The organism is uncultured Cyclobacterium sp., from assembly GCF_963977555.1.
Lineage (GTDB): Bacteria > Bacteroidota > Bacteroidia > Cytophagales > Cyclobacteriaceae > Cyclobacterium.
Genome location: NZ_CAXBPD010000002.1, coordinates 87,074 through 105,512, shown reverse-complemented (window position 1 = coordinate 105,512; position 18,439 = coordinate 87,074). Strand labels below are relative to the sequence as shown.

At 39.1% G+C, this 18,439-nt stretch carries 11 protein-coding genes; 1 reads left to right on the top strand and 10 read right to left on the bottom strand.

Annotated elements, in window-relative coordinates; all coding sequences use genetic code 11:
- Positions 1-9: 9 nt before the first annotated feature.
- From AAC073_RS02810 to AAC073_RS02795, 4 genes are all read right to left on the bottom strand, one after another.
- Positions 10-3,444, bottom strand: a complete 3,435-nt coding sequence (locus tag AAC073_RS02810) for a SusC/RagA family TonB-linked outer membrane protein (protein WP_339922317.1) — start codon at positions 3,442-3,444, stop codon at positions 10-12.
- Between the two features lie 263 nt (positions 3,445-3,707).
- On the bottom strand, positions 3,708-4,742 hold the full coding sequence (locus AAC073_RS02805; RefSeq protein WP_339922316.1) for a FecR domain-containing protein: 1,035 nt from the start codon (positions 4,740-4,742) through the stop codon (positions 3,708-3,710).
- 150 nt (positions 4,743-4,892) lie between these two features.
- Positions 4,893-5,582: a sigma-70 family RNA polymerase sigma factor gene (locus AAC073_RS02800; protein WP_339922315.1), complete on the bottom strand. Its 690-nt coding sequence runs from the start codon at positions 5,580-5,582 to the stop codon at positions 4,893-4,895.
- Positions 5,583-6,250: 668 nt separating this feature from the next.
- Positions 6,251-7,570: a potassium transporter TrkG gene (locus tag AAC073_RS02795; protein ID WP_339922314.1), complete on the bottom strand. Its 1,320-nt coding sequence runs from the start codon at positions 7,568-7,570 to the stop codon at positions 6,251-6,253.
- Between the two features lie 391 nt (positions 7,571-7,961).
- Between AAC073_RS02795 and AAC073_RS02790 the strand changes: the two genes are divergently transcribed.
- The gene (locus AAC073_RS02790) at positions 7,962-8,978 is read left to right on the top strand and encodes a LacI family DNA-binding transcriptional regulator (RefSeq protein ID WP_339922313.1); all 1,017 of its coding nucleotides are present in this window, start codon (positions 7,962-7,964) and stop codon (positions 8,976-8,978) included.
- Between the two features lie 144 nt (positions 8,979-9,122).
- On the opposite strand, the gene AAC073_RS02785 is transcribed toward AAC073_RS02790, so the two are convergent.
- The 6 genes from AAC073_RS02785 to AAC073_RS02760 all read right to left on the bottom strand — a co-directional run bounded on the left by AAC073_RS02785 (position 9,123) and on the right by AAC073_RS02760 (position 18,411).
- Positions 9,123-9,869 (bottom strand): glucosamine-6-phosphate deaminase, encoded by a 747-nt coding sequence (locus AAC073_RS02785; protein ID WP_339922312.1) that lies wholly within the window; start codon positions 9,867-9,869, stop codon positions 9,123-9,125.
- A gap of 419 nt (positions 9,870-10,288) precedes the next feature.
- The gene (locus AAC073_RS02780) at positions 10,289-11,629 is read right to left on the bottom strand and encodes a membrane dipeptidase (RefSeq protein ID WP_339922311.1); all 1,341 of its coding nucleotides are present in this window, start codon (positions 11,627-11,629) and stop codon (positions 10,289-10,291) included.
- Positions 11,630-11,701: 72 nt separating this feature from the next.
- Positions 11,702-13,045, bottom strand: a complete 1,344-nt coding sequence (locus AAC073_RS02775; protein WP_339922310.1) for a Gfo/Idh/MocA family oxidoreductase — start codon at positions 13,043-13,045, stop codon at positions 11,702-11,704.
- 39 nt (positions 13,046-13,084) lie between these two features.
- The gene (locus tag AAC073_RS02770) at positions 13,085-15,157 is read right to left on the bottom strand and encodes an acetylxylan esterase (RefSeq protein WP_339922309.1); all 2,073 of its coding nucleotides are present in this window, start codon (positions 15,155-15,157) and stop codon (positions 13,085-13,087) included.
- Positions 15,158-15,196: 39 nt separating this feature from the next.
- Complete coding sequence (locus tag AAC073_RS02765) at positions 15,197-16,627, bottom strand: Gfo/Idh/MocA family oxidoreductase (RefSeq protein WP_339922308.1); 1,431 nt, start codon at positions 16,625-16,627, stop codon at positions 15,197-15,199.
- Positions 16,628-16,719: 92 nt separating this feature from the next.
- Positions 16,720-18,411: a RagB/SusD family nutrient uptake outer membrane protein gene (locus AAC073_RS02760; RefSeq protein WP_339922307.1), complete on the bottom strand. Its 1,692-nt coding sequence runs from the start codon at positions 18,409-18,411 to the stop codon at positions 16,720-16,722.
- Positions 18,412-18,439 lie beyond the last annotated feature (28 nt).

Below are 18,439 nucleotides of genomic sequence, written 5' to 3'. Positions count from 1 at the left end.
TTTTTCTCATTAAAACCCTATCCTTAAATTAAAACCTATCTCTCTAGTCCTAGGAAGCATAACTCCTGAAAAATTCTGGGAATTGCTATTAGGATCAGATGCTTGCTCTGGATCGAAATGATCAGAGTTTCTGTAAAGTATGGCAAGGTTTCTAGCAACCAACGATATTTGTGCTGTAGTTAAATTTACAAAATTCAACTTCTCTACAGGAATATTATAATTCAGCACCACACTTCTTAATTTCACAAAACTACCATCGATCATGAAGTTTTCAGCATATTGTCCATCATTGTTATAATAAGTAGACATAAAGCTTGAAGGCCAATCTTTGCTAAATGCATCCCCATTTTGATCTACACCTTCAACAGTCAAACCATTGTCTCTTCCTGGCAAAGTTTCCTTTAGTAAACCAAATCTCCACATGTATTGCTTGGCTTGAGAGAAGAATTGGTTACCAAATTTGGCATCAATAAGTGCATTTAAAGAAAAGTTCTTATAATTAAAGGTGTTTTCAAATCCCATTGTGTAAGGGGGAACACCTATTCCAAGTGGCATGGTTGGTCCTAGCATTGCATAACCACTTAAACTGTTGTACACTCTTATTCCATCCTCAGTGTATTCGTAGCTTCTTCCAAAACGTGTACTGGAGTCTTTGCCCAACAAACTACTGTTTCCTGTAGCTTGGCCTGGTGCTAGCGTAAGCACCCTGTTTTTATTGTAGGCAAAATTATAACTTACATTCCAAGAGAAATCAGCTGTTCTTATAGGGTTAGCTGTTAAAAGCAACTCTATCCCTTTATTACTAATTTCTCCTACATTTAACAAGGTAGAGGTAGCACCTGAAGAAGGGGCTATTGAAGTAGAAACGATGTCATCTTGGTTGATTTTACTGTAAAGGGTAAAATCAATTCCAAACCTATTGTCAAAGAATTGCGCATCAAAACCTATTTCTGAAGTTGTAGACGTCAAAGGTCTCAACTCAGGATTAGAAATAGCAGAACTGGACGTCTGTACCGGCACGCCCAGATGTCCTCCAAGACGGAAACCATACAATTGATTAATAGCGTAAGCATCCACAGTGGCAGATCCTACCTGAGCCCAAGACCCCCTTAACTTCGCAAAGCTAATTGCATCTGGAAGGTCAAAGGCATTGGATAAAATCACACTACCACCGATTGATGGATAAAATATTTTATTATTTCCAGGATTCAAGGTAGAAAACTGATCTTGTCGAGCAGTAATGCTCAAGTAGTAGGTTTCCTTAAAGTTAAAATCCAGGGAACTAAAAACTGAATTGGTACCTGTTCTATAAAAACCTTTTGAAGGAGCCAAAATATTTAAGTTCACAGGGCTAATCCACTCTGGAATTATGTATTCAGATCCTATAAGGTTAGAAACATCTAGAATATCTCTTTCCAGATTCCCTCCGACCATGGCTGTTAGGTTAATACCGTTACCAAAGGTAGTATTGTAATTGGCAATAAGACGTCCGTTGGATCTTGTGCGGAGTTCTTCTTGAGAACGATAAGTACCTAGCGGTCTAAATGCTGTCCCTACAGGGTAGTAATCTTCCTCTCTCCAGCTACTGAAATCTCGCATAAAATCCGCCTTGATAAATAAATTAGGCAATAGGTCGTAGGTTAAACTACCTTGTGCAATTACCCTGTCTTTCACATCCTGATTACCCATTCTGTCTCTGGCAAAATAAGGATTGGTGGCCTGATTAACATGTTGCCATTCTACTTCCTGACCAGTTTCAGGATTATACCCTGGAGCTAAATCCGTAACGTCTACCGTATTGGCCAACAAATACACACCCCATGCAGAATTTGTTCCTACATATCCTACGCCAGGACGGTTGGTACCTACTTCATAGTTGTATTGAATTTGCGTGTCAAAACTCAATTTATCACTCATGAAAGCTTTCAAGTTTACATTTGCTGTTTGCCTGTCATAAGTAGATCCTTCTACGATGGCACCAGACTGTAAATCTGAAGCGGAAACCCTATAAAGTATAGACTCATTTCCACCTGAAAAAGATACAGTATTGACTATATTGGTACTATTTCTGTAAAAGGCTTTGATATTGTCTTTGATTGAAACGCCTGAATAAGGACGTTCCACGCCATCAAATTGGATAGAAGGTTGGCCATCCATAGGTTCACCATAAGAAAGACGTCCTGTACTGATCGCTTCCCCTTGACTTTGAGGGCGAACTCCCTGACTACCCTGACCATATTCGTATTGGTATTCTGGAAAAATATTGATGGTTCCTAAAGTAAAATTAGAATTAAGCTCTATACCAATCCCCTTTTGTTGTCTAGACCCTTTTTTGGTTGTTATCAGGATTACTCCGTTTGCAGCCTGACTTCCGTACAATGCAGCGGCAGCACCACCCTTTAGTACACTTATAGACTCGATATCATCAGGATTGATACTTGAAATCCCATCACCCAAATCCGTAGTAGCACCATTGGCCTGATCAAGTACAGTAGAAGGCCTGTTTGAAATAGGCATACCATTGATTACGTATAACGGCTGGTTATTACCATTCAAAGAACCATTACCCCTTATGACAACACGACTGGAACTACCCGGCCCACTAGCCATACTTGTAGCATTCACTCCAGCAATCTTTCCTGTTAAAGAGTTCGCTAAATTCGTTTCTCTTGATTTTGTAAACTCTTCCCCTTTTACCTCCGTTACTGAATAAACCAGGGATTCTTTTTTCCTTTCCAATCCAAATGCTGTAACCACTACTTCACCAAGTGCTTGTGACTCATCTACCATTGTCACATTTATGATGTTCCTGCCTCCTACTGGTATTTCCTGAGAGGTAAACCCTATGAATGAGAAAATCAATGTTCCGTTTGTATTTGGAGCAGTAATCACAAATTTTCCATCCATGTCTGTAACTGTCCCGATATTGGTCCCTTTGAGCAGCACGTTTACGCCTGGCAGTGTTTCTCCATTTTTCGATGACACAGTTCCAGTGATTCTTTCCTCTTCGACTTTCGTTACTTTAGAGGCTTCACTCTTATTCACTTGATTTGATTTGGAGTAGGGAATCGTTATAGGAACAGCATCACTATTGGCTGCCCTTTTCTCCTCCTTATTGGTAATCACGTAAAATCCTTTGTCCAGTTTGTGATAACTCAAGTTACTTTTTGAAGTCAACATGGTAAGGTGTTCTTCTACGGATTTAGTCCTATCAGAAACCTCATAGGGGATTTTTGTATGGACCAAATCACTGTTGCAAACTATAGAAACCTCATACATAGGTTCCAGCTTTTTTATCAAAGCCTTTAAATTGTTCATCTCGACTTTTTTCTTCACATACCCGGTCTGTCGGTCATCGCCCAGCGCAAGTTCCTGGGCTTGAATATTCATTATTCCAATCATAAAGAGGAGTAATGAAAATTTAATTTTGTTAAGTTTTTTCATACTAGGAATTGTTAGGTTGTTAGTTATAGATTTGGACCATACTCAAGAAATTAGTTTTTATAATTTCCTGAGTATGATCCTTTTTGGTTAAAGCTATTTTACAATTCCATCAGCACTTTTCTGATTAGTACCTTTAGTGGTGGTGGAAGAGGTCACGTGATTTTACGCCTATTTAGTGGTTAGATAATTTCAATAATATATCGACCAATTACTGTCCTTCACAATCCTACTCTAGTGTATCAGCCATTCACTGAATACACTCCCTATTTTATGGTAACTATTTTTCCTTCAATTAAAATTTGATTTCCGAGACTTCTTTCCAGCCCTTTAAGTAATAATGAGATATCATTACTAGGGGCAGACCCGTACACTTGCTTTTCCAGTAAGCTTTTATCTTCAATCCTTACTGTAAGACCATAGGTCGATTCCAAAATGGACTTAATTTCAAGTAGCGATGTATCGTCAAAGATTAGGCGGTTATTTCTCCAGGAAGTATAGACCATCGGATCTACTTCCTTCTTAGTCAAAACCTGATCATTATGAATGTACTCTGCCATTTCACCCGGAGCCATCTGCAAGCGTTCTGCTTTGGTTTCATTCTGAAGGTTAAGCATCACTTTCCCTGAGGAAAGCACCACTTTGGTTTTACCTTCACGGTTAAGGACATTGAATTCGGTTCCTAATACTTCTACATTAAAATCCGAAGTCGCGTGAACTATGAATTTCTGCTGAGCGCCCAAATGTTTAACTGTAAAGTAAGCTTCCCCTTCTAACCATACGCTCCGTTCTTCGCCGCTATCCCAAGCCTCCGAATGACTTAGCGAAGAATTGCCATTAAGCTTGACCTCAGAACCATCAGGAAGGGTGATATTTCTGGTTTCTCCAAAGGCAGTGGTATGGGTAATGTTATTGTTATTAAATGCGAAATAGTAAATACCACTCATTATCAAAAGCCCAATGAACACAGCTGCCCATTTCATCAAGATTCTTGAGGAATCAGACTTTACTTGAGTATTATGTACCTTGAAACCATCCGGGGCAGGTTCTTCCTTATCTTCATTGATTGAATGCTGAATACGCTTAAAAATCAATTCTTTTCGTATATCTTCGGAACTGGTTTTTTTAAAATCTATTGAAGAGGCTAAAGCTTTTGCTTGCTTTACCTGTTGCTTTCTTTTTGGATCCTCATCTTGCCATTCTTCCCAAAACCTATCCGTATCTTCGGTAGGGTTTTTTATCCAATCTTGGAAAGCAACGCTTGATAATAACTTATAAACAGAATGAATATCCGATTTCATTTACATTAATTTATGGAACAAAGGATGGGGAAATACCTTCATTTTTCCGGTGTACATTTATAAAGGGGCAGGTAAGAGGAGAATTACCTCAAAAAATTCACAAAATTTTAAAAAAAATATTTTTTCAGCCTATTAAACTATAAATAAAGCTCAATCACTAACACAAAACGCTTCTATTACAATCAATACCAATAGTATGTTTTCTAGGCTACCTTTCATGGATGCAAGAGCCCTATAAACCAGGGTATAAGTGGATTTTTGGCTTATTTCGAGCAATTTTGCTATCTCGCTAAAGGCCATTCCCTCATAAAAACGGAGCACAATTACTTCTTTTTGTCTTCGGGAAAGTTGGTTAATTGCCTTAAGAATACTTTCTTTTTGCATTGCAGTTATTTCTCCTGCTATTAAACCAAATTCATGAGACAATACTATTTCAAAATCATGGTCCTCGAATGCCTCTTTAAGGGGTAGTTTTCTCTTTTTTTCAAGATTTTTGACAATTTTCCTTTTAAGACCTTTGAACAAATAATATTTAACAGATTCTACTTGTGCTATTGATTGTCTTTTTTTCCATAGTTCAACAAATAGATCATGAATACTGTCTTCGATCAACTCCTTATCAGGAGTAATTATTTCTCCATAATTATATAAGGCTACAATGTAGCGTTTATAAATAGCTGAAAAAGCCACTTCATTCCCAGTCTTGAATTGCTTCCAGAGCCCTGTATCGTCATAGCCATTTTGAACATTATTAAAAGAATTCTTTTCTGCTTCCACGGTTTTTCCTCCACGGCTAAGTGTAAATCGAAGGTCTCTTTTTTTTTCACTGGATAGCCCCATAATAATTATAACTCAATCACCCTTCAGCAATAGAATAGTATTTATAGTTTTAAATCGAATTTGAACGGTTCATTCCAATTTATTCTAAACCCACTCCAATATCTGTTAACCTTTATTAATTTCGAACATTTCAATAGCAGCACCACTTTGATTAAAAATGACTCTATATTTATTGCGTAATTTCTTAACCTGATGAAAATATTATTGCTATTTCCGGGTTAAATAATTTTTAGGCTGATTGAATTTGGGCTTTGGAAATTAAACTAGAACGTGGTGATCGCTAATCAATTTCTAATAGGAAAATTCAAATAGACTTGTTTAACATACCGAAGCTCCATTATTTCACCTTCCACTTTCCATCTACTTTTTTAGCAAGAAAACATTAGGCAACCTAAAGCATTATCCAGCCCATGCGCATCAGAAAGGGCTTTCTAATTCAGCATAATTAAACCCTACCTACAAGCATATTAAAATTTAGTATCTTATTCTGTTAAATAAAAATTTTGTGACTGATATTTTCGTATTCTAGGGATAATAGGACTGATTTAGGGGCTGGGTGGTCAATTGAAAATATTAAGTGTTTGATCTTGCGATCCTGTCTCCTAACGAAATTTTTGGAATCAAAATGTAGGCAATACCAATTGGCTATAAATGCCTGCTAATTTCATTTAAACGGCCAGGTCATCTTGCATTAATGGCATTTCGCTATTAAACCTCCTTTTCAACAAAGCAAAGCCAAAAGTCAATACGCCTACACGTCCAATAAACATAAGCATAATAATTAGTAATTTGCCTACCAGGGTTAATTCGCCAGTAATCCCTGTACTCAAGCCTACAGTTCCTAGCGCAGATGCGACTTCAAACAATATATGCTCAAAGGGAAAATGTTCACTATAGGTAAGCAAAAAGGTAGTTAAAAAAATCAAACTTGTGTAAAGCATGAAAGTAGATGTGGATACATAAATCCTTTCAAAAGGTATAAGTCGGTTCATAAAAGTAATTTTCTTTTGCCCAAATAGCCGACTTTTCAATACGGCAAACATGGCTGTCAGGGTAGTGATTTTCATTCCTCCTGCCGTTCCAGAAGGTGAAGCACCTATATACATGAGAAAAATAACGAATAGCAAGATGGGTAGGGACAACTCTCCTGTGGAAATCGTATTAAATCCAACTGTTGTCATTGCTGTCATTGCCTGAAAGAATGATGTCATTAAAGCCACATCAGGATTATTGTGAACCAACGTTTCTGTCGAATACACGATCAAAGTTCCAAAGGAAAGTAAAATAATAAAACCCAAAACAATTATTCTGGTAGTGAAAGAAATTTCCTTAGACTTACCTGCAAATCGGTACCATAAATCTGTAATAACGATAAAACCTAAGGAACCAGAAATTGCTAAAATACTAACGATTACATTGATCCAAATATTTCCCTGGAACCCTTCAAACCCGGTATTAAATAAAGCAAATCCCGCAGTACAAAAAGAAGACACACTATGAAAAACAGCGAACCAAATGGCCTGTGTATTTCCCATACCCTCTTGAACATAAGCAAAATAAAATCCTACAGCTCCCAATAATTCCATGACAATGGTGAAAACTACTACACTTTTAATAAAATCATTGATTCTTATGCTAGATGGCAAAGTGAACTCTGCAACCATAATTTTACTGTGCCAATGAGTGAGCTTTTTGGTGGTAAACAAAATATAGTAGGTGGTTAATGTCATATAACCAATACCTCCGAGCTGAATAAGAACAAGCACAATGAATTGTCCAAAAAATGTGTAGGAATCATAAACGCTAATGGTCACCAAGCCAGTGGTAGAAATAGCGGAGGTAGAAATAAACAAATTGTCAATGAAAGAAATATCTTGTTTATGGAAAAGCGGTATGGATAATAACCACCAACCGAGAATGGTGTATAAAAAGAAGCCCCAAACCAAATTCATTTGTGGAGACTTGCTTATTTGAAACTTCTTATACAAATTCTTCCACTTTAAATAATAACCAGAACGCATACAGACAAACTTTTTTTTTTAATCAAGTTTTTCAATTATTCCTAAAGTACAACACTAAAGACATGGCAAATCTAGTGGTTTTCTCAAATAAACCTTAGCACTACTTGGTTGATTTAATACAATTTTAATTTGCTTCTTCAACATGCAGGTTCATCCAATATCTCTAGCAACAGGAAAATATCATATGCTTTGTTTAATTTATTCTCCATATGCCATTCCCATTAGTTTTATCAAATTCTCATCCAAAATCTTTCCAAATCTAACCATCACCTTAAATTTCTTCTACCGTTCTGTACATTTCGTATTTCATATTTATCAAAAAAAAAGCATCTTATGGGACAGTTTTATAAACATTTAAATGTTACGTCAGACGATAACCATAAAAGATATTGCCAGAGAATTGAATATATCAGTTTCTACTGTTTCAAGAGCTTTGCGGGACACATTTGATGTGAGTCCGGAGACAAAACACCTGGTACTGGAAAAAGCCAAAGAATTAAAATATAAACCAAATTTTAATGCGCGGGGACTTTCTCAAGGAAGGACAAATAATATTGGCATAATTTTACCTTTTATTACCAATTACTATTTTTCAACCGTCATTACCGGAATTCAAAAAATAGCCTATGAATTCAATTACAATATCATTCTTTACCTGACCAACGATTCAGAGGAAAGAGAAAGTCTTATCATGAGGAATCTCACCCTATCTGGACTTGATGGAATTCTTATTTCTACCTGTGCCAGTAATTATGACCATATTCATGAGGTGATTGACAAGGGAATCCCTGTAGTCTTCTTTGATAGAACCAATAATTTAGACGCTTCTAAAGTAGTACAGGACGATTACAATGGTGCTTTTGAAGCTACTGCCCACTTAATCTCACAAGGCTTTATAGATATTGCCCACATTACTGGACCAAAAGACCAGAGGTTTACCCAAAATCGCCTAAATGGATACCTTGATGCATTGGAACATCACGGAATTCCTATAAGGGAAAAATGGATAATTCACAACGGATTTTCACAGGAGTGTGGAGCTGATGACCTCAAAAAATTAATGGCGGAAACAAGCAAACCCGACGCTATTTTCGCGGTAAATGACAGAAAAGCCATTGGCGCTATGGTTCAACTCAAAAGACAAAACATTCAGATAGGTAGGGATTTTGGAGTGGTAGGATTTACAAATGATCCTATTTGTACCCTAATTACCCCCACACTTACCACCGTATCCGAATCGGCTTTTGATATTGGAAGAATCGCTTGTGAGTTATTACTGAAACACATTCAAAAAGAAAACCTTGCCTCTACGGAAGAGATCCTTCCCGGCGAATTAATCATAAGAGAATCCAGCATGCGCTCCACTAGTGATTAGCAATAGTCCATTATTAAGAGAAAAAAAAATAAGCAAAGTGTAAGGGTTTCTAGAGAAACAACTTGGAAAGGGGCAAGGAAATAAATAAAGCCGTATCCCAGAACAGCTATACCATCTTGGGACACAGGCTTTGGGCTTAGTGGTTTATTTCTCTAATGCCTTGGTTAGCAAAGAAGCAGATGCATCATCCAAGTAAATACTACATGAAGCATGTTCTTGCAATATGCTTGAAGGATTTCTATTACTTACTTCCCCTTCTAAGCAATTTTTTACCGCATGGGCTTTTCGATCATCCGGAACAGAACATATGATATGTTCAGACTTCATGATTTGTTGAATTGACATGCTGATGGCCTGACGGGGAACATCTTCAAGGCTAGCAAACCAACCTTCGTTCATTTGCTGTTCTCTACATGGCACATCCAAATCCACCACCAAATAGGGTTCTTTGGTATCAAAATCAGCAGGAGGGTCATTGAAGGCAAGGTGACCATTTTCTCCAATCCCTACGAAGGCCACATCAATGTCCTGATCAGAAATCAAAGTCTTTAGCCTCTCGCATTCTTTTTCCGGATCATTTTCTCCGTTGATGTAATGTATTGCTCCCAATTTTTCTACTTTATCTACAAACCTTTCTTTAAGGTATTTTCGAAAGCTGGCAGGATGCGTTATTGGAATTCCAATGTATTCATCCAAATGAAAAACAGTCACTTTACTCCAATCGATTGCTTCGTTTAAAAGCTGGGAAATAGTTTCAAATTGACTGGTGCCAGTTGCTAAAATTAAATTGGCTTTCCCTTTGCTCTTAATTGCCTCACGAATAAGTGGTGCTGCGGCCTCTCCTGCTAATTTACCAAGCCCCTTTGGAGTGGCTGATTGAAATATTTTCATAATAATTATATTAAGGTTAAATAAAAGACATCTAAATAATTGCTAAAAAATTACTGCCTTAGCAATGGTTTATAAAGTGTGTGTCAATACGGTATCGTACCCTGATAACCTGGGATCCTACCAATCATTAAGTTAGGTTTATAATTAGTAGCCTATTCACAAGAGCTGATTTATGCTTTCACTTTTCGCCACTCCTATAAGTTTCTCGAAATCAAATTGGCAATTGTTAAAGAGATTATTACCACATCTAAATATTCACTTGGACCTAAACGCTTTAGGTGTGGTCTACACTAAACGCCTGTTAATAATGAAAAACTTTTGAACCTTTCTCGCAAATAGACCTATAATGTTTTCGTTAAAATATTCAATAAAACGCTAAGAGAACCACACAATCTCAATGGCAAAAGACCCATTCATAGCTAAAAAGCGGCTCTTGCTACGCGCAGTACATTTCCACTCAATATTTTCTGGATATCTTCATCGCTGTAGCCCATTTGAACCATGCCCACAGTAAATAAAGGCCAATTGGTCCAGGCCATGCTCTGGGTCATCTCCTTGGTAGTGGTAAAAACCTCTTTAGGCTCTGGCCACAATGCTTCCCATCTGTTCCTTCGTTTTCTATAGGAAGGCACCTTTTTATTTTCTTCGGAAGCATACTGCGAATTATGTGCCACATCTGTGCCAATAGCCACCCGATCACTGCCAAATTTTTTGACCATATAATCTATATGCTTCATCATGGAACTTATATCGCCTGAACCACCTAAGTACCAGGGTATACAGCAAATACCCATATATCCATCTGTATCGGCTATCGCTTTAATCACATTGTCTGGCTTCGCCCGAAAATGTTCATAAAGTGAATTCACGGTACTGTGACTTGCCACCATTGGTTTTGCTGAATGCTTGGCAGCGTCCAGACTTGTTTGCCATCCAGAATGGGAAATGTCTACGATCACCCCTACTCGATTCATCTCCTCTACTACTGACCTTCCAAAATCACTCAAACCTGCATCTATTGGCTCTCCACAGCCATCACCAATCATATTTCGTCGATTATAAGTGAGGTGCATCATGCGAATCCCTAGTTGGTAAAACACCCTGATATAACGAAGCTCATCTGCAGTCGAAATCCAATCCTGAGGAAGGGGAACTCCATTTCCTGTAAAATAAAGGGAATGTTTATTTTGCTTCTTGGCAAGCAAAATATCCTCAGGAGTCACGGCTTTTATCAAAGTATCCTTCATCCAGTCGGTAGCATAGGTAAACCTAGACAATCGTTTGAGTAATCTCTCTATAGCACTCCCTTCTTCTCCTGAATTCTGTATGACACAAGTAACTCCTGAAGCCTTCCAAGCATTGATAAATTCTTCCGTTTCGCGTTGAACTTCTACAAATCCAGTCATGGTCATGTCTTCCTGCATGTCCTGAAGTTCCAGAGGAGAAGCACTGTCCTCCACAGCTGCTTTCATTCTTTCCCCATCTACAGCTGCCCTTGGCATGAAACCATAACAGTCTATAACTACAGCGTTGCGATGCAGTTCAAGTCCACGTTCCAATTGACTTTTGGTGGGATTTAAAACCTTCAGAGCTACCTGATAGGCCTCTTTCATTGCCGGAGTAATTTGAAAATGGGTAGGATCTTGCTTGGCGCTATTAGGAAAGTTTCCCGCTTGTCCAACAGCAAACCCTTCTAAAATCCCTAAACTGGTTGCTGCCATTCCGGAAACCTTCAGGAATTTCCTTCTTTGATGATTCATTTGATTACAGTTAGGCTTAAATCGATAATTAAAAGGTGAAGGCTTAGTTCACCGAAAATTTATTGTTTTAGATCAAGCCTTTTTTGCTACAGGAACAAGAGAAGTAAGGTCTGAAATCTTTACTATTTTACCGGTTTCAATACTGTTACGCGCAGCTATCCCAATCAAGGCTGACATGGCTCCATCTCTTGAGCCTGCTGATTGTTTGTATAAATCCGGCGTATCAGGATACCTAAATATCTTGTCTTTTAACCTAGGATCTGATCCTCCGTGGCCACCAGACTCTGGCATCACCTTAATGTTCTTCACATTACCGAATAGGTTCCTAATGGTGATTTCCTGATAGGGAGGCACACCTGTAGGCATAGAAGATTTTATCCATGCATCCAATCTACCTTTAGAACCATTAATTGCCAATCTATAACCCTCGTAAGGAGAACTAGCAGTCAAAGAATAACTAACTTTCACGCCGTTTGCATATTTATACTGCACTGCCATGGTATCATATATATCCACTTCCTTCCGGTAGATACACCCATCCCGTAGGTAGCCATCATGCTTTTCATTGGCAACGTAAAGGTCCATTGCACTTTGACTTTCAGTAATGTCCCAATAGAAATTACAATTGGACTTGTGCGGACAGGGCCTGCAATTAGTGCTATGGATTTTACTGTTTTTCTGTCCGTAATAATCCAATGAACCATATGCAAATACTTCCTCAGGTTCAGAATCCATCCAATAATTCAAGGCATCAAAATGATGGGTAGCTTTATGAACAAGCAAGGTTCCTCCATGTTCTTTCTCACCATGCCAACGTCTGAAATAACTTGCTCCATGACTGGTATCCAGGTACCAGTTCAGGTCTACTGATTTAATATCGCCTATTTCATTGTTCCTTAGCAATTCCCAAATTTGTTGTACATAAGCCGAGTAGCGCATGTTAAAGGTAACAATGACCTTATTTCCTGTTCTTTTTTCAGCATCAAAGATTTCCTGACATTTAAACTCATCAGTAGTCATTGGTTTTTCTGATATCACTCTCAAACCAGCTTCCAAGCCTTTGATGATGTACTCATGATGGGTTGCATCAGTGGTAGTCACAATCAACGTATCAGGTTTGGTTTCTTTCATCATCTTGTCAAAATCCGTGTAAACTGGACAGTTTACTTTCATTTTTTCTTTGGCATAAGCCACCCTCCCAGGATTGATATCACAAAGTCCTACAAATTCTAAAATATCATTGTATTCTTCCTGTACTGGGGCTCCCCACATTCCTATACCTCTTCCTCCGGTTCCTACTAACACCACACGGCTTTTTTGCCGCTTAAAGCCATAACCAATTGAAGGTGCCAAAAGGCCAGTTGCAGCAAGCAAACCTGTATTTTGGATAAATTTTCTTCTGTTTATCGTTCCCATAATTACATTGTATTAAGCTTCTATATTTTTTAGTGGGTATTAAAATTGAAATTTTACGCTTCCTTTCCCTTTGACTGAGGTGCTAATGGCAGCAAATTCTCTTTGCAATTCTTTTGCCTGTCCAGGCAAAATTGATTCTCCAGACATGGTTACCGGATGATCAAATGTGATTTGCCCGCCTGACAATCCCGCTGCCAATGAAACATCTCCCCACTGTAGAAATTTCGGGAGGTGAATGGCCAGACTAAAATAATCCACCCCTTCTCGGTTATCGAAAAGATAACTTACAGGGGCATTCCTTAGGGTAAGCGAGCTAAATGTGTCCTCCTCGAGAGCTGCTAAATACAATCCTGCCAAACCAGCTTCTTTGTCCCCATCAAAAGCCAGCATTTTCGGAGCATAATTTTCTTTAATGAAATCAGAAACCATGTTTAATTCCCCTACCCACTGACCAAGCATGGTTTCACCCAGCCATATCCTTGCTCTTGCCAAAGTATGAAATGGCGTCAGGTAGGCTACCAATTGATCCTCCTTAGAGGCAGCTTCGCCTGTACCACTCAGTTCTACAATTACTACACCATGCCCCTTCTTAATTAATTCAGCTATTCTTGCTAGAGGAATCTCCTTTTTCCCATTTGCGGTGGCCAGAATAACATACCCTAAAGCTTCATTAGAAGGTTTTCTAATTAGCAATGGAGTCAGCAAATTATCTGATGTTTCTAAGGCCAACCTTTCCCAACCGCCAACTGGAGAAAAGTTATTCACCTGATTAATTTCCGGAAAACTTTTGATTTTCAGCAGCTCCTGTAGGTCCTCAGTCGCTTGTTGTTTGCTAAAAGAAGTTTGGCTCAAATAGTCTTTTCTCAACTCCTGCCCTTTCCTCCGGCAATATTCTGCTACGCCAATTACTTTCGTGTCCCGTTGGCCTTTAGGGAAGACCATCAGCTTTTCGACAGGAAGCACTTCAAAAGGAATTTCCTTTCGAGAACTGCCATCTCCTATCCCTCTCAAGTGCAGGTCAAACCATCCCAACATCGCCTCCCTATCTTCTGGCCAATAGCCATGAACTAGGTCAAACAATTCATAATCTATGTTTTCTTCTGCTCCATATTGCTCAAAAATGGGTTTCGCATTGTGAAAGCTTCTCAACATTTCTGCTGGAAAAAAAGTAGCGTTGCTGTCCTTGTTGTGGTTACACATTTTCAAGGCCCTAGGAGCATACAGTGCCAGAATACCTGAAGACTCAGTAAAAGAAAGACCATTTGGCATCAATTCACAAACGCAATTGGATCCCATTACTGCTGATTCAAAAGTACCTACACTCACTACTGGCATCGCTGCTTTTACCCTTTCATCTATGGCCGCAAACCACATGGTCTGATTTCCTCCTCCACTTGCTCCTGTAGCGCCAATATTCTCTCCATCCACATAAGGTAATGTTAATAAAAGGTCCACTGCCCGCATATTATCAATTACCTGAACTCCCAAAAGCGTTTCACCTATGTTCATCAAGGAAGCGCCTAAATTGGACCCATGGTATTCAAAATCCATGTGTTCAGTCGCTCTTTCACCAGCACCAAAAGCATCCATACTCAGGCATACATACCCACTTTTTGCCAAGCTATGCCCTACTGATTGTATGTTTTCCGCTGCTTTGCCTTCACTCCAATGCCCATGCATGTTAATCACTGCTGGGAACGGGCCTTTGCCCTCAGGGACAAATAGGTTGGCAGTTGCATAAACACCCGGTTGTGTTTGGAAGTAGATATTTTTTATTGAATAACCATCCATTTGGACAGTGCCCGTTACTTTCATGTCCAAGGCCAGTTCATGATCCACTTTGATGCCGCTATTGAGAATTACTTCTCGTGTTATTTCAGTTTTTCTCTTTTCCCAATCCTTCAAATTTTCGGGCAAGAGGTGTGTTGAATATTTAATTTGGGCTCGTTGCTTCATGCTTACCCCTAAAATATCAGCTCCCTGATCAGATAAAACAGAAGGTAAACTATCCTGAAGGCTGGAATTTAAAAACCTTCCTTCATTAGCCACGGCAGAATGAGGGCTTAAAAACTGAACTACAATAAAAAGACTTAGTAATAGAAAATTTTTCATAGACGGGTTAAATTACATGTCATCTGCTGTGTTTACGAATTATAAATTAATCCCTGTGTTTCCACCGTGTGTCAAGTTAATATCGACTGGGGCATTGTTTTTCCATGAACCTCCTGTAAAATCAGGTACATCAATGGCACTAGATCTATTTGCAACTGACCATTCACTTAGTGGGAATACCGAACTCCAAAGGGCGGCATCATACACGTCCTGCTCCAGTGGCAAGCCATTTCTTAAGCAATCGATTAATCGCCAATCCATCAAGAAATCCATCCCTCCATGTCCTCCTACCTGCTTGGCCAATTCGCCAATTCTCTTTACAATTTCTGGTTGGTATTTTTGCTCCAAGGCTTGCATCTCCTCTTCAGGAAGCCAACCCTCATGACTTGTGGCTATTCGACCCGGCAATGGGTATTTCATTGCCACCCCTTTAGTGCCACTTACAAGGTGTATCCTTGAATAAACCCTGGGAGAAGAGACATCATGCTGAAGCATAATGGTACTTCCATTCTTAGTTTTCATGGTGGTCACATTCATGTTACCTCTGAATGGCTTTCCCACAAATTCTTTGTATACATCATCCTCTTTGGCCAGTTTCTCCGTCATGTCCCCTAGCACAAAGTCCTTACTAGAAACTGAAACGAGAAAATCAATTTGATCTCCCCTATTGACATTCATGGCTTGGCAAATAGGTCCCAATCCATGTGTGGGGTACAGGTTTCCATTTCTGCTGGCATTGTGACGGAAACGCCACATGTTCCATTTTTCTTTGCTAAATATACTGGGGATAAAATCATGAATATAAGCCCCTTCACAATGAATAATGTCCCCAAAAAATCCTTGGCGGACCATGTTTAAAGTCATCAATTCAAAGAAATCATAACAGGTATTTTCAAGCATCATACAATGCTTCTTTGTTCTCTCTGACGTCTCTACCAGCGCCCAACATTCTTCCATAGAAATGGCTGCTGGAACTTCTACTGCTGCATGTTTATCACTTTCCATCGCATGAAGTGCTATAGGCGTATGAAGCTCCCAAGGGGTGGTGACATAAATTAAATCAAGATCCTTACGCTCTACCAATTTTTTCCATATTTGGGCATCTCCAGAATACAATTCTGGAGTGTGGGAGGTTTTGGCAAGTTTTTCCCTGGCTTGCACAGCTTTCTCTGGCCTTAAATCACAAAGGGCCTTTATGTCTACCCCCTCAATTTTGCTTAACCTGCGGACTGCAGCCGATCCTCTGCTTCCTAATCCTACAACACCTATTCTAACCGTATCGATTTTAGGCGCAGCATATCCAGACATATTAAAGACCTGCTTGTGCTTTTTATCCGCCAGCAATTTTATTTTTTCGTAGCCCAATGTCTCCTCAGCACCGTAAGATGCCCCTGGAAATAAGGCTGAGCCAGCCATTCCTAAACCTGAAATCCCGGATAATTTTAGAAAATCTCTACGATTATTTTTCATACGACGAAATATTTAGCACTCAATATATAAAAAAATGATGTACGTACCCTAGAAATAAACACGTACATCATTTATTTTTCTAATTAACATGATTATGGGGCTACATTGTAGCCAGGGTTTTGTTCAAGCAGGCTGTTCTTATTGATTTCTGACTGTGGAATAGGAAGCAAATAATTCGCAGGGTTGAAATTACCTGTTTTCCAAAATGCGACTTCATATTCTTTTGTCCCATCGGCTTGCTTTCTAATGATCATTCTTGTGCGGTCTTTGTCGGCCACCTCTGGAAGTATTTTCCAACGACGAATATCAAACCAGCGATGTTCTTCAAATACCAACTCAATGCGCCTTTCATTTACAATTCTTTCAAAAAGCGCTTCACCGCTATCCGTTACATCTGGCATGTCTACACTAGGCCTTTTCCTAACCCTATTCAGGTACTCTCTAGCGATGTCTTCATTGCCAAGAAAATAATTGGCCTCCGCATAATTCAGCAAGATTTCTCCATACCTGGCAAATGCCCATGGTGTTTGAGACATATTGTTACCACTTGGGTTAACAATCCTTTCATTGGCGAATTTCAATTGATAATAGCCTGTTTGTGTGGCATTCCATGCCGATACGGGACCTTCATTTGAATCCAATCCACCTGGAAAAAAGGTTTCAACTTCTCTGCCTTGAAAAGGCGCTCCATCATGTAAAATAGTAGCATAAAATCTTGGATCCCTGTTGGCATATGGGTCAGCGGGATTGTAATCAGGATCATCTTCTGGCTGAAGTCCATTAACGGTTTCGAAATCATCTACCAGATTATGAAGTGGGTGCACTTGTCCAAAACCATTGTAACCATTTGGGTAAAGACTTAGCTCAACAAACACCCTTTCGCTACTGACAAACTGGTTGTAAGGACGTTGCCAGATCATTTCAGGATTATAAATATTTTCTTCCAAAAACATGGTTCTGTAATCATCAAACAGGGAATATTGTCCCATGTCAATGATGGCTTTGGCTGCATCGGAAGCTTCTTGCCATTTGGTAGGATCCATTGATGGATTATTCAACTCGCTGGCATAGTACAATGCTGCACGTGATTTGATGGCCATGGCCGCTCCCTTGGTAACTCTTCCCTGATTGGCATTGTTGTATGTTTCAGGAAGTAGAGCAATGGCTTCGTCTAATTCTGCAAAAACAAACTCCATTACTTCTTCATACGTATTTCGAGTTACTTTAAAATCATCATCTAAAGTAAAGGTTTTGGTAAACAAAGGAACCCCACCAAATAAACTGGCCAATTTAAAATAACTGTAGGCCCTGATGGCTTTCATTTCACCTATCATCCTATTTTTGGTTGCCTCATCTATCGGCACTGCTCGCTCCCTATCAATGTTCTCAAAGAATATATTGGTACGATTGATGGGCTGCCAATAATTCACATTTCTGTCATTTGCCCCAGTCCAATAATCCACTTCTCGCAGGTCATCGGGATTAAGGTTCCCTTCCCATACACTCCAGGCCCAGGAATTACTTCTTGCGTTGATTTCATCCGTCACTACAGAGAGTCCATATAAACTATAGCGCAAACCACTTGGAATGGTACGGTAGGCATTTCCTATAAAAGCCTCAATAAGGGATTGATCTGCCCACACTGCTTCATCAGTAAATCTATCTGCTGGCGTCACATTCAAAACCTCATCATCACATCCTGTATTCAGTGAAACCACAACCAATAGCAGGGAAAAAATGCCAACTATTTTATTTATGTACAAGTATTTATAGATCGTTTTCATAACATGGAATATTAAATTTTCACCAATT